This is a genomic window from Aegicerativicinus sediminis (assembly GCF_015476115.1).
GTDB lineage: Bacteria > Bacteroidota > Bacteroidia > Flavobacteriales > Flavobacteriaceae > Aegicerativicinus > Aegicerativicinus sediminis.
Genome location: NZ_CP064295.1, coordinates 1,026,528 through 1,053,365, shown reverse-complemented (window position 1 = coordinate 1,053,365; position 26,838 = coordinate 1,026,528). Strand labels below are relative to the sequence as shown.

Genomic DNA, 26,838 nt, shown 5'->3' with positions numbered 1-26,838 from the left:
GAACAGGTTGTATTCTTATTAAGCCAGCCGGGCAAACTTTAAGTTAAAAAAATACACATGTTTAAAAAAATACTTATAGCCAATAGGGGAGAAATAGCCTTACGTGTTATCAGGACTTGTAAGGAAATGGGGATTAAAACTGTTGCAGTTTATTCTACAGCAGATGCGGAAAGTCTCCACGTTAAATTTGCTGATGAAGCGGTTTGTATTGGACCTCCTCCTAGTTCGGAGTCATACTTAAAAATGTCGAATATCATTGCGGCAGCCGAGATTACCAATGCTGATGCTATTCATCCAGGATACGGATTTCTTTCTGAGAACGCTAAATTCTCAAAAATTTGTGAGGAGCACGAAATTAAATTTATCGGTGCCTCGCCAACCATGATTGAACAGATGGGGGACAAGGCATCAGCCAAAGCTACAATGAAGGCCGCTGGTGTTCCTTGTGTTCCAGGTAGTGAAGGTATTATTGAAAGTTATGAGCAATGTGAAAAGTTAGCTGATGAAATCGGTTACCCAGTAATGCTTAAGGCTTCTGCAGGTGGAGGTGGTAAAGGTATGAGGGCCGTTTGGAAAAAGGAAAATCTTAAAAATGCTTGGGAATCTGCTAGACAAGAATCTAAAGCTGCCTTCGGGAATAACGATATGTACATGGAAAAGCTTATTGAAGAGCCGAGACATATCGAAATTCAGATTGTTGGTGATTCTACTGGTCGTGCTTGTCACTTATCCGAACGAGATTGTTCCATTCAAAGACGTCACCAAAAACTTACCGAAGAAGTGCCTTCACCATTTATGACTAAAGAACTTAGAAATAAAATGGGCGAGGCTGCGGTTAAAGCTGCTGAATTTATTAAATATGAAGGGGCGGGTACTATTGAATTTTTGGTGGATAAGGACCGTAATTTCTATTTCATGGAAATGAATACAAGGATCCAGGTAGAACATCCGATTACAGAGCAAGTAATAGACTTTGACTTAATTAGAGAACAGATTTTGGTCGCTGCAGGTGTTCCAATTTCTGGCAGAAATTATACTCCAAACTTGCATTCTGTGGAGTGTAGGATAAATGCTGAAGATCCATTTAATGATTTCAGACCTTCTCCAGGAAAGATTACAACACTTCATGCTCCAGGAGGCCATGGTGTGAGATTGGATACGCATGTCTATGCAGGTTATACAATTCCTCCAAATTATGATTCTATGATAGCCAAATTAATTACCACGGCCCAAACAAGGGAAGAAGCGGTTAATAAAATGAAGCGAGCCTTAGACGAATTCGTAATTGAAGGAATAAAGACAACCATTCCTTTCCATCGTCAACTCATGGAAGACCCTCAGTATTTGGCAGGCAATTATACTACCAAATTCATGGAAACTTTTAAGATGAAACCTGTTGAAGAGGAAGAAAATTAAGTTATTAAACTGATATAAAATTAAACCCGAGGATAAACCTTCGGGTTTTTTTAATTTTATCCTTTAACAAATGAGATGCGGAAATCTAATTTTTCCTATTGGGAATTGAAACATTGGTTTCAAAATGTTGATTTTACAATAATTGGAAGTGGTATTGTAGGGCTAAATTGTGCTTTGCAGTTGAAACATAACTATCCAAATGCATCGATTTTGATTATAGAAAAAGGGCTCTTACCCCAAGGAGCCAGCACTAAGAATGCGGGATTTGCATGCTTTGGAAGTGTTAGTGAATTAATTGAGGATCTTAAAAATTCCACTGAAAATGAGGTTCTTGAGGTTTTAAAGATGCGTATTGATGGATTAATACAACTTAGGCAATTATTAGGGGATAAAGGTATCGGTTACCAAGAGTTTGGAGGATACGAATTGTTTCTTTCCGATGATGATAATTATAAAAACTGTCTCGATAAAATACCGTATTTAAATGATTTACTAAATTCTATCTTACCCACTTCTCCATTTAGTCTAAAAGAAAACCTTTATGGGTTTCATGGAATCGAGGAAAAACTTATTTATAATAAGTATGAAGGGCAAATAGATACGGGCTTGATGATGTTTAACTTATTGAGGAAGGCCCATTCAAATGGCATAAGAATTTTGAACAATACCAAAATAATAGCCTTTGAAGAAGCAATGAATCATGTGGTTGTTGATTTGGGTGATTTTCAGTTTAAGACAGCAAAACTCCTATTCGCTACTAATGGGTTTAGTAGTACAATTATAAAAGAGAATGTTGTACCTGCAAGAGCACAAGTATTGATAACGGAGCCCATACCTGGATTAAAAATAAAAGGCACCTTCCACATAGACCAGGGTTACTATTATTTCAGGAATGTGGGAAATCGAGTCTTATTTGGTGGAGCTAGGAATTTAGATTTTGAAGGCGAAACCACTTCAGAATTTGGGATATCTGATATCATTCAAAATAGATTGGAGGAGCTTTTAGACACTGTGATCCTTCCAGACAATAATTATGAAGTTTGTCATCGTTGGAGTGGAATAATGGGGGTAGGTCCTCGAAAATATCCAATTGTCAAGCAAATTTCTGAGAATGTTTATTGTGGTATTCGACTTTCAGGAATGGGTGTAGCTATAGGAAGTACAATTGGTAAATCTTTGGCTAATCTTACCCTGTAGGTATATTCTAACCTATATTGAACTTTACTTTAAGGCCTCTTTCCAAGGGAATAGAATGATCGATTAATATTGACCTTTTATTAAAAAGGAGTTCTATTAAATAATAAGTACCCTTATAATATGAGTTTAGAACTTCACCTTCGAACTTACCTTCGGATTCAATACGTAATTGATGGCTATATAAGATAACTTCAGATTCTTTCGAACCATCTAATTCATGTGAGTAAAACAGATTGTATTCGCCAAAAAATGAGGCAACCAATCCATTTTTTGGATTCGAAAACAACTTTTCAGCTTTATCCATTTGAATCGTTTCACCCTCCTCAATAACCATTATTTCATCTGTATAACCTAAAATATCTTCTTTGTCGTGAGTAGCAACTATGCATGTTACATTATTGCGTTTTAAATAAGAAAATATTCTTCTACGTAATTCCTGTTTTTTAAAATTATCGATGTGGCTAAAAGGTTCATCTAACAGAATTATTTCAGGGAGATTGGCAATTGATTGAGCCAAATACACCCGTTGTTTCTGACCGCCACTTAAACGACTTACCTTTGTTTTAGCCCAAGGAGTAAGTTCTATTAAATCCATCAATTCATCAACTCGCTTCTTTTTTTTGTCAGGATAGAAATTTGAAAGGAATTTGCCGATTGTTTCTTCAACATTAGCATAAGGCATCAAGTCGAATTCTTGGGCAACGTATTTCATAAATGGATATCCAACAACCAAATTAAAAGCAGGACCTAGGATTAGTGTATCCTTCCAATATATAGATCCACCTTTTAAATCGAAATTGCCAAAAATCGCCTTTAGGATAGTACTTTTCCCGGAGCCGCTTCTTCCTATGATAGAAAAATGCTTTCCTTCGGGTACTTGAAATTCAATACTTTTTAAAATGGGAACTTCACTATATCCAAAATTAAGGTTATTGACTTTAAGCATTTAATGAACATAAATAAAAAATCGCTTGAATTTCAAGCGATTTTTAAAACTTATCCTTTAATATTTTCTTTGGTTTTACTCGGCAGAACTTTATATCCCATGTTATATAGTGTGAAGGCAAAAATATCTGCATATTGTTCGATAGTTTTACTTACCGGAGTACCAGCACCGTGACCAGCATCCGTTTCAATTCGAATTAAAACTGGATTACTTCCAGCTTGTTTTTCTTGTAATTCTGCAGCAAATTTAAAACTGTGTGCAGGAACTACCCTATCGTCATGATCTCCAGTGGTTACTAAGGTCGCAGGATATTCAACGCCTGGCTTTACATTATGAACGGGAGAATACCCTTTTAAATAACTGAACATTTCTTTATTGTCTTCAGAAGTTCCATAATCGTAGGCCCAGCCAGCCCCAGCAGTAAATGTATGATACCTAAGCATGTCCATTACCCCAACTGCTGGCAAAGCCACTTGCATTAAATCAGGCCGTTGAGTCATAGTTGCACCAACTAGAAGGCCTCCGTTTGAGCCACCTCTAATTGCTAAATATTTTTTAGATGTATAATTATTGTCGATTAAATATTCAGCGGCAGCAATAAAATCATCAAATACATTTTGCTTTTGCATTTTGGTTCCTGCATCATGCCAAGTTTTACCATACTCTCCACCTCCTCTAAGATTAGCAACTGCATAAACACCACCTTCTTGTAACCACAATGCGTTAGTTATACTAAAGGATGGATATTGAGAAACGTTAAATCCACCATAACCATAAAGGATGGTAGGGTTCTTTCCATCCAATTCTAACCCTTTTTTGTAGGTTATAATCATCGGAACCTTAGTTCCATCTTTAGAGTTATAAAATACCTGCTTACTTTCAAAATCGTTGCTGTCAAATTGAATTTGTGGTGTCCAATATAATTCTGAAGTACCTGTTTTGTAATCAAATTTATAGATGCTCGCTGGGGTATAATAATTTGTAAATGAGTAATAATCTATGGTATCCTCTTTTTTCCCGCCGAAACCACCTGCATTACCAATTCCAGGCAACTCAACTTCTCTTACCAGTTTTCCATCATAATCATATTGCAATACTTTAGAAACGGCATCCTCCATATATTCAGCAAAAAGATATCCGCCACCAGTAGAAGGATTTAAAACAAATTCAGTTTCTGGAATAACATCGACCCAATTTTCAGGAGTTGGATTAGTTGCATCAACTGTTACAAGCCTTCTGTTTGGAGCATCCTTATCTGTAATAAGATAAAGTTTAGAACCAACATTATCTATAACGTTTGTATCAGATTCATCAGTGCCAATTATAGCTACCCATTTTGAATTAGGGCTAGACAAATCTTTAATAAATAGTTTGTTGCCAGATGTTGAAATACTGGCTGATATAATTAAATATTTATTGTCCTTGGTTACTCGTGCTCCTAAATATCTGTGTTTTTGTTCAGGAGTTCCGCCAAATATTAGCTCATCTTCAGATTGAGGGGTTCCAAGTTTGTGGTAGTAAACCTTGTGCTGGTCAGTTTTGGCAGATAATTCACTACCTTTTGGTTTATCGTAACTAGAATAGTAGAATCCATCGTTTTTATACCAAGAAACACCAGAAAATTTTATATCCTTCAAAGTATCGCCGATTTGCTCCAAAGTCTCAGTGTCTAAAACAATCACTTTACGCCAATCGCTACCTCCTTCAGAAATTGCATAAGCTAAAAGGCTACCATCCTCCGTGAAGCTCATTGTGGAAAGGGAAATCGTTCCATCTTCAGAAAATTTATTTGGATCTAGAAAAACTTGCTCTTCACCATTTTCACCCTTTTTGCGGTAATAGACATATTGGTTTTGTAAACCATCATTCTTTGCAAAATAGATGTAGTTACCTTCAGTAAAAGGGGAGGATAACTTTTCATAATTCCAAAGGTCACTTAATTTGTTTTTTAAATCTTCCCTGTAAGGAATCTGACTTAAATAGTCGAAAGTTACCTTATTCTCTTCTTTGACCCATTCAGCAGTCTCCTCGCTTCGGTCATCCTCTAACCAACGATATGGATCGGGGACCTTTTCTCCAAAATAGGTATCTACCGTATCAACTTTTTTGGTTATTGGATAATTTAGTGCTGTTGTTTCCTCTGAAGGATTTTCAGAATCATTTTTACATGACATAAATAGAAAAAGAATTGCAAGTGAAAAATATAAGCCTTTCATAATTTTTAGTTTGATGCGCGAAATTAAGGAATAAGTCTTTAAAATTATTAATCCTTAAATTTTCCTTAACGTAATTCCGTTATTGTTTTAGGATTTTCCAATGTTTTGTGAGATTGCCCTCAGTTATTTTTAAGATATAATGTCCAGAACTAAAGTTTGAAAATTCTATTTCACCACTACGTAAGTGACCATTAGCTATAGTTTTTCCAGTTATGTCATAAATAGAAAATGTTGCATTTTGCAGGTTGACGGTATTTGATTTTAGATAGACCTTATCTCTTGTAGGATTAGGGTAGAGAGAGATTGAATTTGATTCTTTTTCAATTGTGCTCAAAGTTTGACCTTCAGTAATTACCAATGTTTGATTAATATTTGGAGAGTTTATTGTATCAACAACTCCAGAAGGCCAATAAACCTTAACATATTCTATTGATGTATCTGATTTAATACCAAAATGAGCAGTTAACGAACTCATATATGTAAATCCTACCCCACTAACAATATCCCTAATTTGAGTTCCAAGTGTTGATTTTATTTCAACTCTTGCGCCAATACCATTAATATTACTAAAACCACCGGCTTGATCGCCTATGGCAACAACCTTTAAATAATTATTACTGTTACCATTATTGATGTAAAGGAAATTGTCAAAAATGTCTAAGAAGCCATCATTGTTCGCATCACCAATTGCGCCATCCGCCACAGTCGTTTCTTTGGTAAATGTAAGATCACCATTTCCATAAAGCAATGAATTACGCATAAGTACGTCAAGGTATCCATCATTGTTAAAGTCTCCTGCTAATATTTCTTTACCCCTGTCGCCAATCCCAATGCCTGAACCCGGAGTAACATCTGTAAAGGTTAAATCCCCATTATTGCGCATTACTTGATGGTCATTTCTTTCATATGAACCTATAACAACATCCAAGTCACCATCATTGTCGAAATCACCCCAAGCAGCTGACCATGCTTGGATAATGTCTGCTAATCCAGCAGAAACTGCCATTTCAGTATATGTTCCATCCCCATTATTTATATAGAGCTCGTTGGTTTTCCTTTGAATAAGAACTCCTCCCGAACACTTGGACATAAACATATCGACATCTCCATCGTTATCAACATCAATAAAAATGGAACCGTAATTACCCCCACTTACATAGCCGCCCAAACCATTTGAATTACTAAAAGTTAAATTTCCAGAACCATCATTATAATAAGTTACACTTGGTCCCAAATCATAACAAGCAAATCCATCCAAGGAACCATCATTGTCGATATCAACAAAATTGGTACGTTGGCAAAAAACATCTTCAGGGCCAGAAATCTCAATGTATTCCACAGAACTAAAACCTGAATTACCTGTTTGATTGGATTTCATAAAAGTAGCACCATCGCTACCGCCATAGATCAAATCCGCATATCCATCAGCATTAAAATCCCCGGCAGCCATACTCCAGGCAGGCTCATAATCTGCAAGGGTTGTAGTTTTTGTAACCTTTGTATAAGTGCCATTTGCATTTTGAAGATTAATGTTAATCCGTGTTGGGTCTATAGAGACCCAATCATCTAAATGATCCCCATTTATATCGAAAAGGCCCCTGTCATAAGCGCCTAAAATATCAGCGTTGGTTTGAGAAAAAGTTACTGCAGAAGACCGGTCTGACGGAGTTTTTACAGGATATTCCGTAAGCGCAAAGTCAAATCCATTGGATGACCAAAAGTTGTTCCATACAATATAATAAGTTGTGCCAGAGGTAACATTAAATTCAATATAAGAAAGCAACGACATACCATTAGTTCCCTCATAAGCTCCCGAATCGTCATCACCCACCAGACAGGTCAGCGAACCACATGACCCAGTATAAATGTTTACCCTTGTGTCTTTATCTCCATTTACATTTAAATCTGAAGATATTACAACGGTATGGTCTTGTGTCGGAGTATATTTTAACCATTCAACTGCAGTTATGGCGCCTGAATTCACTCCATCACAGACTGTACTGGGAAGGTCATTACCATTAATTGCATTAATAGTAAAGTTTCCAGGAGTAATAGCTGTGGCATTACTTGCAGCCGTACAATTATCGAAACTTTGGGCAAATCCGACAATTGATAATGAATACATAAAAAGGGAAAAGTAGAAATTTAATTTCATAGGCTATTGACAGAGGGGGTCTAAAGAATTAATCCATTGTTCAATCAAATCTATTGCCTCATTGTGTTTCAATCTAACACCCAATAAGGGCATTTTAACACTTTGGTCAGATGTTTTTAACCTATAAGGAAGAATAGAATTTTCAGCATCGCCCGGTTTAATAATATACATTAGGTCTTCAACATCCTCATGGGCTTCAACACATATTCCCAAATTTGCAGGATCTGTTGTGTCCTTATAATCAAACCTCATTGGTCTGTATGAACAATGTCCAAATTCTGAATGGCAATGGGCACAATTTATGTTTAAATAAGAGCGTACGCGTTCGTCCAAACTTTTGCTATTATCAGTCCAATCAACTACCGTACTTAAATTACTTGGTATGTTATTTTCTAAATACCCCATATCTATCCATTCCTGTAATTGGTTTTTTGTCCCAGAGCTTTGATAGCTAAACATTTTATTCAGATTCTGTGGTTTTACACCTATCACAGCTGGTTTGTCCTCTATGGATTTATGACAAGTAAGGCATTCGGGTTCTGAGGGAATTTTATAATTGAAATTATAATTTTCAGCATTCACTGTAATGTTCATTTCCACAAAACTTCCTGTTGGATCTAAAATAGCATCCGACATATCATCTAACCATTTGTAATTAGCAAAAACCCAACCTTCAGATTTCATTATCATTATTCGGGTCTCAATCATTTTTCTACTACTCAAACCATGTGAGGAGTCATAATAAAAATTCTTAATTAAAACACTTCCAACCGGAAAATCTAAAGTTTCAGAGTTAGATACATATGAAGCCTTAACTTCTGAAGGCATCCAAACAAACCTTTTTTTGTTCGCATAATCTGTAAACAAAGGTGAAACAAGTTCATATTCCAAAACCCCATAAACGGGATCTAAATCGGACATGTTTCCTTCAAAAAAATTGTATTCCGAAAGATTTGCGTATGGCACCTGATCGAGGTCAAAAACAACAGGTGAAATTATTGGTACGTAGTCATCATCGTCCTTTTGACAAGACTGGAAAAGCATGGCAATGATAAGCATGCATCCATAGAAGTAGGGGCGGGTCAACATCTACGTTTAATTTGGTGTCTAAATATACGAATTCAAAAGATTTAAAAATGAAAAACACCTATAAACAGATAAAAATCAAGTTTATAGGTGTTAAAGTTTATTTTGGTAATTTATTTTAAACCAATTCTTCCTTTACTAAATATTCCGCTATTTGAATTGTATTTGTAGCGGCTCCCTTTCTTAGGTTGTCACTTACAATCCACATATTCAATGTATTGGGCTGAGATTCATCTCTGCGAATCCTTCCAACAAATACCTCATCTTTATCATGAGCCAAGATTGGCATTGGGTAACTATTTTTTTCTAAATCGTCTTGAACAACTACTCCAGGAGTAGATTCCAAAAGATGGCGAACATCTTTCAAATCGAAATCATTTTCAAACTCAACATTAACCGCTTCACTGTGTCCTCCTGCGGTAGGGATTCTTACAGCTGTTGCTGTAACAGCTATAGAACGGTCATCAAGGATTTTTTGGGTTTCACGAACCAATTTCATTTCCTCTTTTGTGTACCCATTGTTTTCGAAAACATCGCAATGAGGTATTGCATTTCTACTTATTGGGTAGAAATAGGCCATTTCTCCTTCAATGCCAGCAATTTCATTTTCTAGTTGTTTAACTGCCTTTACACCAGTTCCGGAAACAGACTGGTAAGTTGAAACGACAATACGTTTAATCTTATATTTTTTATGAAGCGGTGCTAATGCCATTACCATTTGTATGGTTGAGCAATTAGGGTTCGCGATAATTTTATCCTCTTTTGTTAATATATCCGCATTTATTTCTGGTACCACTAACTTTTTGGTGGCATCCATTCTCCATGCTGAAGAATTATCTACCACGGTTGTACCAACTTCTGCAAATTTTGGTGCCCAATCTAAGGAAGTGCCACCACCAGCAGAAAACAATGCAATATCTGGTCTTTCATTAACCGCATCCTGCAATCCAATAATCTTATAATCCTTATCCTTAAACTTAATGGTCTTGCCAACAGATTTTTCTGAAGCCACTGGCAACAATTCAGTAACGGGAAAATTTCTTTCTTCTAGGACTTTTAGCATCACATGGCCGACCATACCGGTGGCACCTACAACTGCAACTTTCATTTTAATTGGATTTAATTATAAATATTGGTTTTGTTTAATTAAAAATTTATTAATGTTTTTAAATATAGTTTCTTAATAATTAACCATTTGAGGCTTAACTTTTAAGAAGCTGCAAATGTATGTAATATTGTTTGAGGATGTTTCAAAAATTTAAAAAAAAGACCACCCTAAAAAGAGTGGTTTAAATAATTAATTATGTAGTGTAGCGGAGCGCTAAACTTTTCTTTTCAATTCGTCCCTGATTTCCTTGAGTAAGTCTATTTCGGTAGGACCTGGAGGTGGAGCTGGTGCCTCTTCTTTTGGCTTTTTAGTGGAATTGTAGGCTTTCACAATTATAAACAACACGAAACCAACAATGATTAAATTAATAATTGCATTGATCCATTTGCCATACATAATGGCATTTTCTGGCTCTACAACTTCTCCTTCTGCATTAGTTACCGCTTCGTCAAGTATTAATTTCATATCTGCGAAGTCCATACCTCCAGCATAATGGCCTACAATTGGCATCATAATATCGTTTGTAAATCCAGTAACGACCAAGCCAACGGCACCGGCTAAAATAACCGCAACTGCCAAATCAATGACATTGCCGGTCATAATAAAATCTCTAAATTCTTTTAGCATAATTTTAGATTAGTGTTAGGGGTTAATTTTCAATGAGTTAAAAATATTGAAATTTTTTAATTCTAACAGAAAATTCATACAACTATGAATTTACGATGCGTTTAATTCTTCTAGATAAACCGGTTAATAGTTCATAGGATATAGTATCTGCGGTTGAGGAGAATTCTTCGGCGTCAGGAAATTGACCAAAAACTACGACTTCATCTCCTTCCTCACAGTTGATATTTGTTACATCTACCATGAGCATATCCATACAAACATTTCCAACAATTATGGCCCGTTCTTCATTGATGGTAACATAACCTTTTCCTTGTCCATATTGACGGCCGATTCCATCAGCATGGCCTATAGGAATAGTGGCTGTACGTCTATAAGTATCACTTACAAAACCGAAGTTATAACCTACACTTTCCCCTGGCTCAATTTCATGAATTTGAGAAATAATCGATTTTACGGTAATTATAGGAGTAAGATTGTTTTTGAATAAAGGTGAATTTCCAAATCCATAAAGGCCTATGCCCGATCGCACCATATCAAATTGGGCTTCCGGATAATTTAAAATTCCAGATGTATTCAAAATATGTTGAATAGGTCGATAACCCAAATTATCAGTTAGTTCTTTGAATATATTCTGAAAATCCTCAATTTGGTTCCTGGTGAAAGCATCCTTTAATAAGTCATCACTCGCCGCAAGATGAGAAAAAATCGACCTCACTTTGATATAATTTCCATTTTTCAGTAATTCTGAGACGTTTTTAATATCGCTTGATCGAAAACCTAATCTATTTAATCCAGTATTAAATTTAATATGAACTGGATAGTTGTTTAAATCTAATTCTGTGCAGGTTTCAATAAATGATTCTAATACCCTAAATGAATAAAGATTTGGTTCTAAACAATAATCGATAATGGTTTTGAAATCAGTAATCTGTGGATGTAGTACTAAAATAGGAAGCTTAATACCTTCCTGTCTTAAATGAACGCCTTCAGACGTAAATGCAACAGCTAAATAATCTGCGCCTAATTTCTCTAAATGCGATGAAACTATTACGGCATCGCTTCCATACCCAAAAGCTTTAACCACAGCTAAAAATCTGGTATCGGGCTCTAATTTGGATTTTAAAAAATTGAAGTTTTGGGTTAGAGCATTTAAGTTAATTTCAATTACCGTCTGCTCAGCCTTTGGCATTGGATTGTTTAGGGTTTACTATAATTTCTTCGGGATCATTGACATTCATGTTCCTAACTTTGTCCCTCAGCATTGCTTTATAAAATGCCGCTCTGCTAAGGGGTTCGTACTCTTCGGTTTCTCCTAATAGCACAAGGTTATTGCTATTGGATTTACGGTAACTATATTGGGCCAAATTTCCTGTTCTGGTACAAATTGCATGAACCTTGGTTACGTACTCTGCGGTTGCCATTAAATTAGGCATTGGTCCAAAAGGGTTTCCTTTAAAATCCATATCGAGGCCGGCTACAATAACACGCACACCCTTATTAGCCAAGTCGTTACAAACCCGGACTATTTCATCATCAAAAAATTGGGCTTCATCAATTCCAACAACATCACAACCATCTGCCAGTATTGGAATGTTAGCTGCTGCTGGAACAGGTGTAGATCTAATCTCATTAGAATCATGGGAAACTACCATTTCTTCATGGTAACGCTGGTCTATGGCCGGTTTAAAAATTTCTACCTTTTGACGGGCAAATTTGGCACGTTTCAATCTACGAATTAGTTCCTCTGTTTTGCCAGAGAACATTGATCCACAGATGACCTCAATCCATCCGAATTGTTCCTTATGATTTACGGTATTTTCGAGAAACATTTTGTAATTTTAACCCTCTTGATTCCGAAGCCTCAAAGGTATAAAGGTTGCTTAAATTTATGGAATATCAAAAGTTAAAGAATATAAAATTTAAGAGGACTTCTAACGTTTGATTTTAGAAAGACCTTTACCCCTAAATACAATAACACCTGGATAAAATGATTAAAAAAATTGAAACTGAGTTAATGAGCATCGCCCATCGCATTTTAAAATTAAGCGGTAGGGAAGATGTTGAGAAAATGCATGAGGAAGTGGCTCAATTATATGAGAAATTATCTGTGTTAAAATTTGCGAAGGAACATTTCCTGGAGGATTTACCATCTATAGGAGAGAGCGAATCTACATTTTTTGAAATGTTAGACCGAGTTTTAAGCAATAATAATTTAGAGAATGAGTCGAAAGATTCCATTTATTTAAAGTTGGAAGAAGAAAATGAAGATGAGGAAATTATGGAACCTGTAATGGAGAAAATAAAAAACATTGTAGCCCATATGCCAGATGAAGAAGAAGTGGAAGAGGATGAAATTGTTTTGGATCAAAACAATCATCAACCTGAGGAAGATGAACCTTCAGAATTCGATAATCTAACGAAGGATTTTAAGGATATGCCGGAGTTTGAGCCTATAAGTAAGGCTCAAGAAAAAATTTATCAGAGGTCTGTGAATGATGTATTGAAAGGTAAAGGTGTTGTCATTGGTTTGAATGATAAACTCGCCTTTATTAAACATCTTTTTGATGGGAAGCGAGAAGATTATGATCGGGTATTATCACAAATAAATACGGCCCAAAATTTTAAGGAAGCATCTAATTTAATCCAAAATCAGGTTAAGCCAGACTACAATATGTGGAAAGGCAAGGAGGAAATGGAACAGCGTTTTCTCGAACTTATTGAAAGTAAATTTGACTAATTTGTTCAGACGGTATGTCTAAATTATATCTTGTTCCTACACCTATAGGAAATTTAAAAGACATGACGTTCAGGGCTATTGAGGTTTTAAAAGAAGTAGACCTTATCCTTGCAGAAGATACGCGAACTTCAGGAAAACTCCTTAAACATTTCGAGATTGATACCCCTATGCAATCTTACCATATGCATAATGAGCATAAAAAATTAGATTACTATATAAAAGTTTTACAAGGAGGTTCCACAATCGCATTAATTTCAGATGCAGGGACCCCGGCCATCTCGGATCCTGGATTTTTATTGACCCGTGCCTGTATTGAAAATCAAATTGAAATAGAATGCCTACCAGGTGCAACGGCGTTTGTCCCTGCGCTTGTTAATTCTGGATTACCGAATGATAAATTTTTATTTGAAGGATTCTTACCAGTTAAAAAAGGCCGCCATACACGTTTAACTGAGTTGGCAGAAGAAACTCGAACCATGGTTTTTTATGAATCCCCTCATAAATTCCTGAAAACACTTGCAAATTTTATTGAATATTTTGGTGAAGATCGCCTAATCTCTGTTTCCAGGGAACTTACAAAAATGTTTGAGGAAACTAAAAGGGGTACCATAAAGCAAGTTCTGGATTATTACTCCTCTAAACCCCCAAAAGGTGAAATAGTTATTGTTTTAGGAGGCAAGAAATAATCTGTGTATTATTATTGGTGTTTCCCTTTGGTCCAACCGTGTTTTCCGAGAAATTGTTTGCCACTTTCAACCGCGCCCTCCTCTATTGAGGTGGCCATAGAATCGTTCCAGCGGTTTAGATAACCGAATAGCGAAATAACACCCAACATTTCAACAATTTCACCCTCATCCCAATATAGATAAAGATTGGTTTTAATATTTTCGTCTACCGTATTTGGAATAACGCTGGCAGCCAAACTAAAATCTAAAGCCGCACGTTCTGCCTCAGAAAAAGCGGGATGGGTTTTATAGTCCCAAATGTTTTCAAGTTTCTCAGCCTCTGCACCGTACCGTTCTGCCGCCCTTATGGCATGTGCTTGGCAATATCTACAACCAGCTGCATTGCTGCTTACCCAGGCAATCATTCTTTTTAATGGGGAGGTAACTCGGCCCTCATTGGCCATTACAGCCTTATTTAAGTTGATAAAAGCCTTTGAAATGGCTGGTCGTCTCTGCATTGTAAGTACTGAGTTAGGACAAAATCCTAAGGTTTCATTGAAGAATTCTGCTAATTCCTTTGTTTCTTCGTCATAATCAGGTGGAAGGGGATTAACCAATGGCATTATTGAAGTGTTTAGAGTTAATTCCAAAGGTATTATTTTATTACTTTTAAGCCCTCTTTTTGTATTCTATGGAACTTCAAATAAAAAAATTCAATCTTCAGTTGAAACATACGTTTACCATCTCTAGAGAATCACATGATTTTCAGCCTTCTCTTATTGTGGTTTTAAGTATGGGTGGTCATACTGGTTATGGTGAAACAACAGCTAATCCTTATTATAAAACCACTTTGGAAAGCTTAGAAGCTTCAATTAATAAAGCGAGGCCCTTTATAGAAGGCCTGCAGGAATTTATTAATCCAGAATTGTTTTGGAAAGAAATTAAAGTCTTAGTGGAAGATGATATGTTTGCTTTGTGTGCTTTGGATTTAGCCTATTGGGATTTATTTACCCAACACAAAGGGCTTAAATTATATGAATATTGGAAGTTAGACCCTTCCCAAAATCCAATGACCAATTACACTATAGGTATTGATACTGTAGAAAAAATGGTACAAAAAATAACCGAATTCAAATGGCCAATCTATAAGATAAAATTGGGTACGGATAAGGATTTAGACATTGTAAGGGAATTGCGTAAACATACAAATGCTAGGTTTAGGGTAGATGCGAATTGCGGTTGGACGGTAAACCAAACGATTGAGAATTCCGAAGTATTGAAAGCATTAGGAGTGGAATTTATTGAACAACCTTTACCAGCAAATAATTGGAAGGGCCATCGAGAAGTTTTTTTAAATTCAGAATTACCCATTATTGCAGATGAGAGTTGTTTGGTGGAAGGTGATGTGGATAAATGTCATGAGCATTTTCATGGCATAAATGTGAAGCTTGTGAAATGCGGTGGACTCACCGCAGCCTATAACATGCTTAACAAGGCTAGGGCCTTTGGGATGAAGACTATGGTTGGTTGCATGACCGAATCAACAGTTGGTATATCAGCAATTGCTCATCTATTACCACTTTTAAATTATGTAGATATGGATGGGCCGTTATTATTGGCAAAGGATATTGCTGATGGGGTAACCTTTGAAGAAGGCGTAATACACTATAGTGATAGACCAGGAATTGGAGCGGTCCTATATTCAGAATAATGAAAATTGAAGCATTTCCTGGGAGAACAATAAGTTTCGAAAACAAATCTTATCTATATTTCGGTGGAACTTCATATTTAGGGATTTCCACAAACAAGAAATTTCAGGAACGTTTTGCACATAATTTAGGTCGTTGGGGAACTTTTTATGGTAGTTCTCGAAAGGCCAATATTCAATTAAGCGTATACCAAGATTTTGAGAATTTCATGGCCAAAAAGATCGGCTCTGAAAATGCTTTGGTTACATCTGCAGGTGTTATGGCTGCAAAGATGGTTTTGGGCTTTCTTTCAAGGAGAGACCTTAAATTTTTTCATTACCCTGGGAGTCATCCAGCAATTATTGCTCCTAATAGCACCTCACTTTTTATTGAAAATAAACTAAATTCTGTGCTCACTGATAATATTAAGGAAACTATTGTCATTTGTTTAGATGCTGTTTTAGGTTCACATGTAAAAAAAACTGATTTAAGTTTTCTTGAAATGATTTCTAAAGCGAAATCTGTAATTTTAGTTGTTGACGAGTCCCATAGTATTGGAATTTTAGGGAAGTCCGGAAATGGTATTTTTTCAACCATAGATCATCCCATTATAAAAGAAAAAATTATGGTTTCCTCCTTGGGTAAAGCTTTAGGTATTGGTGCAGGATTAATTGCAGGTTCAGGAAAATTGGTTTCTGAAATAGGATTAACCCCAGATTTTGTAACTTCTTCTGGTCCTGCCCCGGCAATACTGCAAACATTTCTAGATAGCCAAGAACTTTACGAAAATCAAAGAGAATTACTTGAAAGTCATTTAAGTTATATTGATGCTGCCTTTGTGAACACTGGAGGTTTTTCGTTCAACAAGAGGTACCCCGTCATCTATTCTAAAAACCCAAACATTTATCAACATTGTTTGTCGAATGGATTGGTGATTACTCAATTTGGGTATCCAGATAAAGCCAATTTAATTAGCAGGATTGTTATTACTGCTGATCATAGGAGAGAAGACATCGAAACATTGGTGACGGTTTTAAACAATTTTGAATAAAAAAAGCCGCTTGATTGCGGCTTTTTTTATGTGAAATTTGAATTATTGATCCCACCAAACTGGTGTAATAGCAGATTCAAAAAGTGGAGTTACCACATTACTATTTCTATTTTGCTCGGTTGTAGGGTATTCAGCTCTTCTGAACCACTGTCCGGCAAATTCCTCTTCAACATCATCATTGTCTAGGCGAATGGTTAAACCTCTGAATACGTCATCTGAAAAATCATACCTTCGAAAATCTGAAAATGTTTCTGGATTTAAGAAATTGTGGATGTATTTTTCCTTCATAATATGTTCTAATCTCAAATTGTCGGCACCAACTGATATAGAACCATCATTTATATATTCAGACCCATCAACACCATATTTGTCCATGCTTGCATTAATACCTTCTAAATAAGCGTTATATGCTTCTGAGGTTGAGCCAGTGCTAGATGTGGTGCCCCCATTTGCTAAGAAACGTGCCTCCGCCTCAATAAATTTGGCTTCTGCATAAGTTATCAATACTAGCGGTGCATCAATCCGGGTATAATAACCATCAGCCACAAACAACGTATTGGCATCTGAACCATCTGGTGATTCCCCATTTCCTCCACTTACAAATCCTTTCCATTCATCATCTCCTTCATTAGTTGCAAAAACAGGTAAACGAGGGTCGATTTCTAAATTAGTATCTGAAAAAGGAAAGTAATCACCATTCATACTACTTACCAATTGACTAGCAATGTCATGATGGAAGTTTCCTGTATTTCGGGCTAATATTTCTAAGGAATACCATGGGTTAATATTTTTGTCGTCATAAGACATTTGGAAATCATCGGAGTTCGAAATAAATCCATTTTGAATAGTGGTGACAACTTCGCTTGCCGACACAGAACCTTTATTTACGAGGTGTAATTGATATCGTGCTTTTAAAGTATAGGCAGCTCTTAACCATTTATCAGAATTACCTCCGTAGATTAAATCCCCTTTGCTTAAACTGAAAGGTGAAGGATCGGGTTGGGATAGGGAGGTTATCGCACTGTCCAACAAGGCAAAAATAGATTGGTAAATTTCCTCTTGTCTGTCAAAACTTGGGAAATTGTTCTCAGGTCCTTCACTCGCTTCACTGTATGGGATATCATCCCATGTATCTGTGGCCAGTCCTATAGCTGCTGCAGTTAATATATTTCCTACAGCATCATAATGTGTCGCCCCGTTTGCTGCAGCTTTTTCTTTGATTACCTTAACGTTGGGTAATACTTTCAAATAAATTTCGGCCCAAAGACCAGCTGCTTCTGTCCTACCTACCGCACCACCTCCTTGGCTTACAAAATATTGGGTGTAATTTCCAAAGGCTTGTTCTGCGGAATACGTTCCCTCCATAAAACTATGAATAACAGGTGCCAATAGGTCTCCCATTTCTAATTGTTCTTCCGTAGCGGTACCTGAAGGCGTGTTCACGTCAAAATACTCATCGCTACAACCCAAAAAGGCGAGGGCGATGAAAATCAATGATATTTTTAGTTGTATATATTTCATAACATAATTTTTAAAATCCAAAATTCACTCCAAATGAAAAGCTTTCTGCCAATGGAACATTTAAGCCAGTAAATCCATAAACATTACTTGCCGCACTATATTGGTTTCCTTCAGGATCATAACCATCAAAAGGTGTCCATATTAGGATATTTTGAGCACTAACATTTAATCCTAAACGGTCTATTTTTAGTTTCTCTAAAACCTTAGGCCCAAAATTATAAGTCACCCCAATATTTCTAAGTTTTACCCAGGATGCATCAAAGACTAAAATTTCTGAAGCTCTATTATATATTGTTGAACTTCTATAATAATTTTCATCTATGTATGCAGGTGTAGTATTTGGCTGCCCAGAAGAATTAACTCCACTTAAAACGACATCCTCATATCTGGTAAGGGTTGATTGTGGCACTCCATTTCTTATTGAATTTCTGCGCCCTGCATCATAAAGGTCGCCGCCTTTTTTCCATTCCAATAAGAAGTTGAAATCAAAGTTTTTATAATGTAGATTGTTTCCTAGAGAAGCAATAAAATCTGGAAATGCATTCCCCACTATTTTCCGTTCGGAAAAATCTATTCTTGGGAACCCATCATCATAAATTAACCTTTGTCCATCTAGGTATTCCCATGTATACCCATAGATACTACCCATTTCATCTCCTTCTCTTACCTCAGAAGTAATACCAGGGAAACCGGAATCTGCAAAAACTACACTTTCAACGTCATCAGGCAACTCTAAAACTTTCCCTTCGCTTGTGGACCAGTTTACGATTAATTCCCAACGTAAATCTTGATTTCGTATAATATCACCACTTATAAGTAATTCATGTCCACTCGTTTCAAAATCTCCAGCATTCCTAACATAACTTGAAATTCCCGATGAAAAAGCAGTTCCAACGCTGAATATTTGATTGTTAACTTTACTTTTATAATAAGCATAGTCTAAACGTATGCGATTTTTGAAAAACCTCAAATCTGTACCTATCTCGAAAGATTGTGTTGTTTCTGGCACAATGTTCGGATCACCTTTGCTGGTGTCGGAAGAATATCCTCCTTGGCCTCCAAATGGAAAATCAGCATCGTTTACAAAAAAGTCACCAATTTGCCCGAAAAGGGGGCCTTTCCCTACTTCAGCCCATGAGGCTCGTAACTTTCCATAACTTAAAATATCATTATCCTCAATTAAGGAAGCAAAATTGTAAGCCGCACTTACGGAAGGATAGAAAAATGATCTGTTTGAAGCTGGCAAGGTTGATAGCCAGTCATTTCTACCTGTAACGGTTAGGAATAATTGATCTTTAAAATCTACCTTGAGTTCTCCAAAAACCCCCATATTTCTTAAACGGACATCACTATTATTGGCAAAAATGTTAATTGTATTGGCGAGCTCATTTAACCCGGGGATGTTCAGTGTTTCTCCTCGAACCTCCGTATAATTTCTTTCAGTATCTGTCAGCTGATGACCTAAGGTTAGAGAGGCACTCCAATCTTCAGAAATATCATGGCTTGCAGTTACCAAAAAGTTTGATTCTATGGCATTAAATACTATATTTTGGTTTAGAACAAATCCTCCAACCTGAGATCCTACGTCTGTATCGGGTGGAGCATATCTATTTCTACTATCAGTATAATTGTCCATTTGGATTGCGTAATTCACATCCAGCCAACTGAGCGGTTGCCATCCAAAAGAAACATTGCCAACCCATCGATCAACATCGTCAGTTAATGCACTTTTTTCCATTAGATATCTTGGATTATCAATAATTCCAAAAGAATAATCTCTTCTGGACCCATCTGGGTTTTGGTAATCATTTATAGGGAAAGTGCCACTAAAATAATAGAGTGAACTTAATACGGATTTATCACCCGATATGGCTCTAGTTCCTCCAGATTTTGTGTATGCAATTGAACTTTTAATGTTGAAATTGTCAGTAGCCTGAAATCCACCATTAAAGCGTAAGGTAGTTTTGTCATAATCTGTGTTTGGTAGTATACCTTCATCAGAATTTTTTCCTGCAGAAAAAAAGTAATTTAACTTTTCTGAAGCTCCACTTATATTAAAATTGACCTCTTTATTTACTCCTGTTCTAAAAAGCTCATAAGGATCATAATATCGATCATTGCTTAAGTCAATAACATCGCCATTAGACAATGTTGCTGAATCATCAGAATATAAAGGCCCCCATGAATAAAATGAGGTTGATTGTTGAACACGATTAAATCCTGTTTCGCTATCTGGGTCGTAAAGTGTCCTAGGTAAACCTGCAAAGCCTTCACGATATAAAGTCTGTCTGTCTGGAGTTTTGTTTACCTTCCTGAAACTTGTAGAAGCCGAGAGATTTATTTTAGCCTTACCTTGTTTTCCCTTTTTGGTTGTTATAATAACCGCTCCATTTGCAGCTCTAATTCCATAAAGTGCAGTTGCAGCCGCTCCTTTTAACACACTGTAGCTTTCAATGTCATCAGGGTTGATATCTGCGGCCCGGTTTGAAAATGCGAATTGTTCACGACTGCTGGGTGAATTAGAACCTGAACTAGGTAAAACATTACCCGCAAAGGTATCATTATTCAATGCAATACCGTCAACTATAATCAAGGGTTGATTACTTCGGTTTGGATCAATGGAGGTTACACCCCGTATTAAAATGTCCACTCCTCCTCCTGAGGTCCCAGAAGTTTGATTGATTTGAACCCCAGCAACACGACCTTGGATTGAGGCAAATGGGTTTGTACTGCCTGGAATTTCAACATCTTCAGCAGATAGTTGTGTTACAGAATACCCCAAGGATTTCTGTTCCTTTTCAATACCAAAAGCTGTTACGACTACTTCGCCTAAGGCGGAAGCGTCTGGTTGCATGGTTACATTAATTGTGGATTCAGATACGGTAATTTCTTGCTTTAAATAACCAACGTAAGAGAAAACCAAAATATCTCCTTGATTGGCATTAATTTGAAAATTTCCATCAAAATCTGTCGAAGTTCCTTGCGAGGTGTTTTTAATAACAATGTTCACACCGGGCAATGGCATTCCAGTCTCGTCAATTACTTTTCCCCTCACCGCCATTTGGGCGAAAACTAGAGTTATAGGAAAAGCAAAGACTAAGAAAAAAGTGTAGAGTTTTTTCATAGAATTGAAAAATTAAATTGAGTTAGATAATTAAAAGTAAAAATTATTCGTGGGGAAAGTTGAATCTAAGTTACAAAAATTAAAGTTTAACATTCATTACTATTAAATTTGCAGTTTTAACCATTCAATTTTTAGAAATGCAAAATAAAGTGGTCACTAAGTGGAAGGGAAATACATTATTCGAATCGGATAACCCTAGCGGCTTAACCTTAAATATAGATACTAAAACAGAGATGGGTGGTTCTGGCGAAGGATTGCGCCCTAAGGCTTTGATGTTGTCTTCTTTGGCAGGTTGCTCCGGTTTGGATGTAATTTTCATTTTGAAGAAAATGCGTGTAGACCTAAAAGACTTCTCCATTGATACTATAGGGCATTTAACCGATGATGTCGCAGCTATTTATCACACTGTTGATTTAACCTATCATTTTTATGGGGACAATCTAGATATGAGTAAGCTTGAAAAAGCTGTGGATTTATCGGTAAACAAATATTGTGGTGTAATGACAATGTTCAGGAATTTTGCAACTATCAATATTCAAATAGAAAACCACCAACTGTAGCATTATTTCTTTACCATTCTTATTACTTTTATAGGGCTATTCTTTTGCCCTAATATTTATGGTTTCTATGCGTTGGACTATTAAGCCACAACCCGACCCACAAAAAGTAAAATCTCTTCAAAATTCATTAGGAATTGATGAAAAACTTTGCCGATTGTTGGTTCAGCGAGGGGTGGAAACTTATGAAGATGCAAAATTATTTTTCAGACCATCAATTGAACATCTTCATGATCCTTTCTTAATGAAGGATATGGATTTGGCTGTTACCCGTATTGAGAAAGCGGTCAAAAATGGTGAAAGAATTATGGTCTATGGAGATTATGATGTTGATGGTACGACTTCGGTTGCCCTAATGTCAACTTATTTGGAATCTCTAACTTCTGAGGTTGTAACATATATACCTGACCGTTATGATGAAGGTTATGGTGTTTCATTTAAAGGAATCGATTTTGCATCAGACAATGAGGTGTCTCTTATTGTTTCATTGGATTGCGGAATTAAGGATGTAGACAAAGTAAACTATGCCTCTGAATTAGGTATCGATTTTATTGTTTGTGATCATCATAGACCGGGAGATATTTTGCCTGCCGCCGTTGCGGTATTGGATCCTCAAAGATCGGATTGTTCTTATCCTTATAAAGAACTGTGTGGATGCGGAGTAGGATTTAAAATTATCCAAGCCTTACATTCTAATAACAATGGACAGGTTGATGAGCTAATACCATATTTAGATTTGGTAGCTACTGCTATAGCCGCTGACATTGTTCCTATGACCGGTGAAAATAGGGTTTTAGCTTATTTAGGTTTACAGGTAATCAATTCTTCTCCAAGAACTGGGCTTAAGGCCTTAATTGCCAATGTAAAAAAAGAGGAATTAAACATAACCGATGTTGTTTTCATAATTGCCCCTCGTATTAACGCAGCTGGCAGAATGAAACATGGACAACATGCGGTTGCACTTTTGAAAGAATCTGATCCTGATCTTGCGGCCCTATATGCCTCTGAAATTGACAAGTTTAATACAGATCGACGGGATGCTGATCAAAGAATAACAGAAGAAGCTCTTGAATTAATTATTCAATTAAATGAGCAGGATAGATACACCTCAGTGGTATATAACGAACATTGGCATAAAGGTGTCATAGGTATTGTGGCTTCTAGGTTAACAGAAACTTACTACCGTCCTACTTTGGTTTTTACAAAAAGTGGTGATAAGTTAGCTGCTTCTGCAAGGTCTATTTGTGGTTTTGATGTATATAACGCCATTGAAGCTTGTAGCGATTTTTTGGAGCAGTTCGGTGGTCATAAATATGCTGCAGGATTAACCTTATTGGAAGAGCAGTATGAAAGTTTTAAAAAAGCCTTCGAAAAAGTCGTTTCTGAAACATTGGATAAAACCTTATTAACACCAGAAATAAAAATTGATTGTCCTTTAGACCTTGAAGAAATCAATCCAAAATTTTATAGAATATTGAAACAATTTGCCCCTTTTGGCCCAGGTAATATGACCCCTGTTTTCATGACCAATGGATTGCAGGATACTGGTTATGGAAAGTGTGTGGGTGAAGATAAAACTCATTTAAGAGTAGTTGTGAAACATAAGAGTTCGCCTTCCATCACGGCAATAGGTTTTGGTTTAGGTGATAAAATTGATCTTATCAAAAACAGTCAGGAATTTGCAGCAGTGTATTCAATAGATGAAAACGACTGGAATGGCAATATTTCCTTGCAACTAAAATTAAGGGATCTAAAACCTGCTTTAAATGAGTAAGTCAGATCCTTACGCCGCTCTTCGGTACCGAGAATTCAATACATTTTTGTTGGTTCGTTTTGTTTTAGTGTTCGGATGGACCATGCAATTTATTGTAATAGAGTGGGAGGTTTATAGTCTTACCAAAGATCCTTTTTCCCTTGGTTTAATAGGATTAATGGAAATCATTCCTGCTGTTTCAATGGCTCTGTTTGCCGGGCATATAGTCGATCAAAAGGAAAAAAGGAATCTATTGGCAAAATGTATAGCTGCTTTCTCCCTAATTAGTTTGGGATTGTTCTTATTAACGTGGCCAAGGGTTGTAAGTGGTTGGTCTCAAAACACAATCTTATATTGTATTTATGCATTGGTGTTTTTTGGAGGTTTTTTACGTTCATTTTTTGGGCCAACGATATTCTCATTAGTTGCTCTTATTGTTCCCAAAAAAGTATATCCCAATGCGGCAACCTGGAGTAGTTCTACTTGGCAGATAGCTTCAGTTTTCGGGCCGGCATTTGCTGGTTTTTGTATTAACTGGATAGGTGTTCACTGGTCTTTAAGTCTCATTTTTGGGTTAGTAGTTTTATCATTTTTCATTCTCCTTCGAATCCCAAAAAAACCAATTTTGAATCCCAAGATTGGGGAGCCGGTGGTTCAAAGTCTTAAGGAAGGACTTAAATATGTTTATAAAACCAAAGCAATTTTAGGAGCTATAACGTTGGATATGATTGCCGTCTTGTTTGGAGGTGCAGTTGCTCTATTACCCGTATTTGCACAGGATATCTTAAAGGTAGGTTCCGAAGGATTTGGAATCCTAAGAGCTGCCCCAGCGGTTGGGGCTTCAATTACCATGTTGGCTTCAGCCTACATGCCACTTACAAAAAATGCAGGGATGAAATTGTTGATAGCCATTTTTGGTTTTGGACTTTTTATAATCGGATTCGGTTTATCGACAATTTTTTGGTTTTCTGTTATTGCGCTGTTTTTCAGTGGAGTAACAGACGGTATTTCTATGGTTATACGTCAGACTATATTACAATTAAAAACTCCAGACCATATGCGTGGCCGTGTAGCCTCTGTAAATTCTATATTTGTAGGATCCTCAAATGAATTAGGCGCATTTGAAAGTGGGCTAACAGCTAAGTTAATGGGCACAGTAACGGCAGTAGTCTTTGGAGGTTGTATGACATTAGTCACGGTAGTTACTACCGGATTTGCATTACCTTCATTCAGGAAACTAGACCTAACAAAAGATATGCAGGAGCATGAGAACAGTTAAACTAATAAACAACCCTTATAATAAATGAAACTAACACCCTTTTTACTAATTATTGCTTTAATTACCGCTTGTAAAAATCCAAATCAAGAATTTAAAAACAATGAAGCTAGTTATCAAATTATTCCTCAGCCACAAGAATTGATGATGAAGGATGGCAGGTTTGATCTGGACAACGAAATAAAAATTTCTTATTCTGAGGATTTAGCTAATGAAGCCGATTTTCTAAAAGAAGTTTTGTCAGGTTATACCAATGCCTCAATCTCCATATCAACCGGTGACGAGGGAGGTAATATTTATTTGGGGTTATCAGATAGTTTATCTGTTTCTGAAGCTTACACATTGGATGTTACTTTTGATAATATTACTGTTGCAGGAGCAGATGCTGCTGGTGTCTTTTATGGAATTCAGTCCTTGCAACAATTGGTTCAGCCTAAAGACTCTTCTAATGTCGGTTATTATGTACCAGCGGTTAAAATTGATGATCAACCAAGATTTGCATACCGAGGAATGCATTTAGATGTTGCCCGACACTTTTTTCCTGTTGAAGCGGTTAAAAAATATATCGATTTAATCGCATTGCACAAAATGAACAAATTTCATTGGCACCTTACCGAAGATCAGGGCTGGCGAATAGAAATTAATAAATATCCAAAATTAGCCGAAGTTGCTGCTTTTAGAAATGGAACCATTATCGGGCATTATCCAGGAGAAGGGAATTCCAATGAGATTTATGGAGGTTTTTATTCACATGATGAGATAAGAGATGTGCTTGCCTATGCCGAAACAAAACACGTTGAGGTAATCCCTGAAATTGAATTGCCAGGTCATAGTGGCGCAGCAATTGCGGCTTATCCAGAATTGAGCTGTTTCCCAGAACAGCCTACGGTAGTTCCTAATGATTTGATGTCCATTAAAGGAAAAGAACTTCAAGCCGCGGGTACACCCAAAGTTGTGCAAGAATCGTGGGGTGTGTTTAGTGATGTATACTGTGCGGGAAAAGAGAATACTTTTGAATTTTTGGAAGGTGTTTTAGATGAGGTTGTGGAATTATTTCCTTCAAAATACATACATATTGGTGGTGATGAATGCCCGAAAGAACATTGGAAAATTTGTCCTCAATGCCAGAACCGCATGAAGGATGAAGGTCTTAAGGATGAGCACGAATTACAAAGTTACTTTGTTCAACGAATTGAAAAATATTTAAATTCAAAAGGAAAACAAATAATAGGATGGGATGAAATTTTGGAAGGAGGTTTGGCTCCTAATGCAACCGTTATGTCTTGGCGAGGTGAAGAAGGTGGTATTGAAGCTGCTAAACTAGATCACGATGTAATAATGACGCCTACAGGTTATTGTTATTTCGATTATTATCAGGTGGATAAAGAGGATCAAGAAGATGAACCACTTTCTATAGGCGGATTCTTACCTGTTGAAAAAGTTTATTCATACAATCCATCCCCTAATGAATTGGCAAGTGATAAGCATCAATATATTTTAGGTGCTCAAGGGAATTTGTGGACGGAATATATTCCTACGGAAGATCAACTTACTTACATGGTTTTACCAAGAATGGCAGCTTTGGCAGAAGGTGTTTGGTCTCCTTTAGAAAATAAAGATTACGAAGATTTTATAAACAGAGCGTCCCATCTTAGGACCATATATGATAAAATGGGCGTGAATTACGCCAAGCATATATTTCAAGACTAATTTTA

Annotated in this window: 21 protein-coding genes; 10 read left to right on the top strand and 11 right to left on the bottom strand. The window is 36.5% G+C overall.

Features of this window, described 5'->3' with window-relative positions; all coding sequences use genetic code 11:
• Positions 1-57 precede the first annotated feature (57 nt).
• Together accC and ISU00_RS04680 are read left to right on the top strand one after the other, a co-directional pair.
• Positions 58-1,416 carry an acetyl-CoA carboxylase biotin carboxylase subunit gene (gene accC, locus ISU00_RS04685; protein WP_228852884.1) on the top strand — a complete coding sequence of 453 codons (1,359 nt, stop codon included), beginning with the start codon at positions 58-60 and terminating at the stop codon, positions 1,414-1,416.
• A 75-nt stretch (positions 1,417-1,491) separates the two neighbouring features.
• A complete protein-coding gene (locus tag ISU00_RS04680; protein ID WP_228852883.1) occupies positions 1,492-2,613 on the top strand; it encodes an NAD(P)/FAD-dependent oxidoreductase in 1,122 nt (373 codons plus the stop codon).
• Between the two features lie 7 nt (positions 2,614-2,620).
• Here ISU00_RS04680 and ISU00_RS04675 read toward each other — a convergent pair whose 3' ends face one another.
• The 8 genes from ISU00_RS04675 to ISU00_RS04640 form a co-directional block, all read right to left on the bottom strand.
• Entirely contained in the window at positions 2,621-3,559 is a 939-nt protein-coding gene (locus ISU00_RS04675) for an ABC transporter ATP-binding protein (RefSeq protein ID WP_228852882.1), read from the bottom strand.
• Between the two features lie 50 nt (positions 3,560-3,609).
• Positions 3,610-5,775, bottom strand: coding sequence for a prolyl oligopeptidase family serine peptidase (locus ISU00_RS04670; RefSeq protein ID WP_228852881.1), 2,166 nt, complete (start codon positions 5,773-5,775; stop codon positions 3,610-3,612).
• 79 nt (positions 5,776-5,854) lie between these two features.
• Positions 5,855-7,900 carry an FG-GAP-like repeat-containing protein gene (locus ISU00_RS04665; protein ID WP_228852880.1) on the bottom strand — a complete coding sequence of 682 codons (2,046 nt, stop codon included), beginning with the start codon at positions 7,898-7,900 and terminating at the stop codon, positions 5,855-5,857.
• A 33-nt stretch (positions 7,901-7,933) separates the two neighbouring features.
• The gene (locus tag ISU00_RS04660; protein ID WP_228852879.1) at positions 7,934-9,019 is read right to left on the bottom strand and encodes a hypothetical protein; all 1,086 of its coding nucleotides are present in this window, start codon (positions 9,017-9,019) and stop codon (positions 7,934-7,936) included.
• Positions 9,020-9,134: 115 nt separating this feature from the next.
• Complete coding sequence (locus ISU00_RS04655; protein ID WP_228852878.1) at positions 9,135-10,124, bottom strand: aspartate-semialdehyde dehydrogenase; 990 nt, start codon at positions 10,122-10,124, stop codon at positions 9,135-9,137.
• Positions 10,125-10,337: 213 nt separating this feature from the next.
• Positions 10,338-10,751, bottom strand: coding sequence for a large conductance mechanosensitive channel protein MscL (gene mscL, locus ISU00_RS04650; protein WP_228852877.1), 414 nt, complete (start codon positions 10,749-10,751; stop codon positions 10,338-10,340).
• Positions 10,752-10,833: 82 nt separating this feature from the next.
• A complete protein-coding gene (alr, locus tag ISU00_RS04645) occupies positions 10,834-11,940 on the bottom strand; it encodes an alanine racemase (RefSeq protein ID WP_228852876.1) in 1,107 nt (368 codons plus the stop codon).
• Positions 11,927-12,580 carry a thymidine kinase gene (locus ISU00_RS04640; protein WP_228852875.1) on the bottom strand — a complete coding sequence of 218 codons (654 nt, stop codon included), beginning with the start codon at positions 12,578-12,580 and terminating at the stop codon, positions 11,927-11,929. The genes alr and ISU00_RS04640 overlap by 14 nt, the downstream gene beginning before the upstream one ends.
• 158 nt (positions 12,581-12,738) lie before the next feature.
• Between ISU00_RS04640 and ISU00_RS04635 the strand changes: the two genes are divergently transcribed.
• Positions 12,739-13,488 (top strand): hypothetical protein, encoded by a 750-nt coding sequence (locus tag ISU00_RS04635; RefSeq protein WP_228852874.1) that lies wholly within the window; start codon positions 12,739-12,741, stop codon positions 13,486-13,488.
• Between the two features lie 14 nt (positions 13,489-13,502).
• Positions 13,503-14,174, top strand: coding sequence for a 16S rRNA (cytidine(1402)-2'-O)-methyltransferase (gene rsmI, locus ISU00_RS04630; protein ID WP_228852873.1), 672 nt, complete (start codon positions 13,503-13,505; stop codon positions 14,172-14,174).
• A gap of 11 nt (positions 14,175-14,185) precedes the next feature.
• Here rsmI and ISU00_RS04625 read toward each other — a convergent pair whose 3' ends face one another.
• Positions 14,186-14,776, bottom strand: a complete 591-nt coding sequence (locus ISU00_RS04625) for a carboxymuconolactone decarboxylase family protein (RefSeq protein WP_228853714.1) — start codon at positions 14,774-14,776, stop codon at positions 14,186-14,188.
• A 68-nt stretch (positions 14,777-14,844) separates the two neighbouring features.
• On the opposite strand from ISU00_RS04625, the gene ISU00_RS04620 reads away from it, so the two are divergent.
• The gene (locus tag ISU00_RS04620) at positions 14,845-15,864 is read left to right on the top strand and encodes a dipeptide epimerase (protein WP_228852872.1); all 1,020 of its coding nucleotides are present in this window, start codon (positions 14,845-14,847) and stop codon (positions 15,862-15,864) included.
• On the top strand, positions 15,864-16,892 hold the full coding sequence (locus ISU00_RS04615; protein ID WP_228852871.1) for an aminotransferase class I/II-fold pyridoxal phosphate-dependent enzyme: 1,029 nt from the start codon (positions 15,864-15,866) through the stop codon (positions 16,890-16,892). The genes ISU00_RS04620 and ISU00_RS04615 overlap by 1 nt, the downstream gene beginning before the upstream one ends.
• A gap of 42 nt (positions 16,893-16,934) precedes the next feature.
• On the opposite strand, the gene ISU00_RS04610 is transcribed toward ISU00_RS04615, so the two are convergent.
• Together ISU00_RS04610 and ISU00_RS04605 are read right to left on the bottom strand one after the other, a co-directional pair.
• A complete protein-coding gene (locus ISU00_RS04610) occupies positions 16,935-18,413 on the bottom strand; it encodes a SusD/RagB family nutrient-binding outer membrane lipoprotein (protein ID WP_228852870.1) in 1,479 nt (492 codons plus the stop codon).
• Between the two features lie 10 nt (positions 18,414-18,423).
• A complete protein-coding gene (locus ISU00_RS04605) occupies positions 18,424-21,537 on the bottom strand; it encodes a SusC/RagA family TonB-linked outer membrane protein (RefSeq protein WP_228852869.1) in 3,114 nt (1,037 codons plus the stop codon).
• A 137-nt stretch (positions 21,538-21,674) separates the two neighbouring features.
• On the opposite strand from ISU00_RS04605, the gene ISU00_RS04600 reads away from it, so the two are divergent.
• From ISU00_RS04600 to ISU00_RS04585, 4 genes are all read left to right on the top strand, one after another.
• On the top strand, positions 21,675-22,097 hold the full coding sequence (locus ISU00_RS04600; RefSeq protein WP_228852868.1) for an OsmC family protein: 423 nt from the start codon (positions 21,675-21,677) through the stop codon (positions 22,095-22,097).
• Between the two features lie 67 nt (positions 22,098-22,164).
• On the top strand, positions 22,165-23,868 hold the full coding sequence (recJ, locus tag ISU00_RS04595; RefSeq protein ID WP_228852867.1) for a single-stranded-DNA-specific exonuclease RecJ: 1,704 nt from the start codon (positions 22,165-22,167) through the stop codon (positions 23,866-23,868).
• A complete protein-coding gene (locus ISU00_RS04590; protein WP_228852866.1) occupies positions 23,861-25,126 on the top strand; it encodes an MFS transporter in 1,266 nt (421 codons plus the stop codon). The genes recJ and ISU00_RS04590 overlap by 8 nt, the downstream gene beginning before the upstream one ends.
• Before the next feature lie 24 nt (positions 25,127-25,150).
• Complete coding sequence (locus ISU00_RS04585) at positions 25,151-26,833, top strand: beta-N-acetylhexosaminidase (RefSeq protein WP_228852865.1); 1,683 nt, start codon at positions 25,151-25,153, stop codon at positions 26,831-26,833.
• The last annotated feature ends 5 nt before the right edge of the window (positions 26,834-26,838 follow it).

Coding starts and splice junctions, on each gene's coding strand:
- ISU00_RS04665 (WP_228852880.1), bottom strand. CDS start 7,900: ATGTATTCATTATCAATTGTCGGATTTGCCCAAAGTTTCGATAATTGT.
- accC (WP_228852884.1), top strand. CDS start 58: ATGTTTAAAAAAATACTTATAGCCAATAGGGGAGAAATAGCCTTACGT.
- ISU00_RS04660 (WP_228852879.1), bottom strand. CDS start 9,019: ATGTTGACCCGCCCCTACTTCTATGGATGCATGCTTATCATTGCCATG.
- ISU00_RS04600 (WP_228852868.1), top strand. CDS start 21,675: ATGCAAAATAAAGTGGTCACTAAGTGGAAGGGAAATACATTATTCGAA.
- alr (WP_228852876.1), bottom strand. CDS start 11,940: ATGCCAAAGGCTGAGCAGACGGTAATTGAAATTAACTTAAATGCTCTA.
- ISU00_RS04675 (WP_228852882.1), bottom strand. CDS start 3,559: ATGCTTAAAGTCAATAACCTTAATTTTGGATATAGTGAAGTTCCCATT.
- ISU00_RS04610 (WP_228852870.1), bottom strand. CDS start 18,413: ATGAAATATATACAACTAAAAATATCATTGATTTTCATCGCCCTCGCC.
- ISU00_RS04680 (WP_228852883.1), top strand. CDS start 1,492: ATGCGGAAATCTAATTTTTCCTATTGGGAATTGAAACATTGGTTTCAA.
- mscL (WP_228852877.1), bottom strand. CDS start 10,751: ATGCTAAAAGAATTTAGAGATTTTATTATGACCGGCAATGTCATTGAT.
- ISU00_RS04605 (WP_228852869.1), bottom strand. CDS start 21,537: ATGAAAAAACTCTACACTTTTTTCTTAGTCTTTGCTTTTCCTATAACT.
- ISU00_RS04585 (WP_228852865.1), top strand. CDS start 25,151: ATGAAACTAACACCCTTTTTACTAATTATTGCTTTAATTACCGCTTGT.
- ISU00_RS04620 (WP_228852872.1), top strand. CDS start 14,845: ATGGAACTTCAAATAAAAAAATTCAATCTTCAGTTGAAACATACGTTT.
- recJ (WP_228852867.1), top strand. CDS start 22,165: ATGCGTTGGACTATTAAGCCACAACCCGACCCACAAAAAGTAAAATCT.
- ISU00_RS04635 (WP_228852874.1), top strand. CDS start 12,739: ATGATTAAAAAAATTGAAACTGAGTTAATGAGCATCGCCCATCGCATT.
- ISU00_RS04640 (WP_228852875.1), bottom strand. CDS start 12,580: ATGTTTCTCGAAAATACCGTAAATCATAAGGAACAATTCGGATGGATT.
- ISU00_RS04590 (WP_228852866.1), top strand. CDS start 23,861: ATGAGTAAGTCAGATCCTTACGCCGCTCTTCGGTACCGAGAATTCAAT.
- ISU00_RS04625 (WP_228853714.1), bottom strand. CDS start 14,776: ATGCCATTGGTTAATCCCCTTCCACCTGATTATGACGAAGAAACAAAG.
- ISU00_RS04655 (WP_228852878.1), bottom strand. CDS start 10,124: ATGAAAGTTGCAGTTGTAGGTGCCACCGGTATGGTCGGCCATGTGATG.
- ISU00_RS04615 (WP_228852871.1), top strand. CDS start 15,864: ATGAAAATTGAAGCATTTCCTGGGAGAACAATAAGTTTCGAAAACAAA.
- ISU00_RS04670 (WP_228852881.1), bottom strand. CDS start 5,775: ATGAAAGGCTTATATTTTTCACTTGCAATTCTTTTTCTATTTATGTCA.
- rsmI (WP_228852873.1), top strand. CDS start 13,503: ATGTCTAAATTATATCTTGTTCCTACACCTATAGGAAATTTAAAAGAC.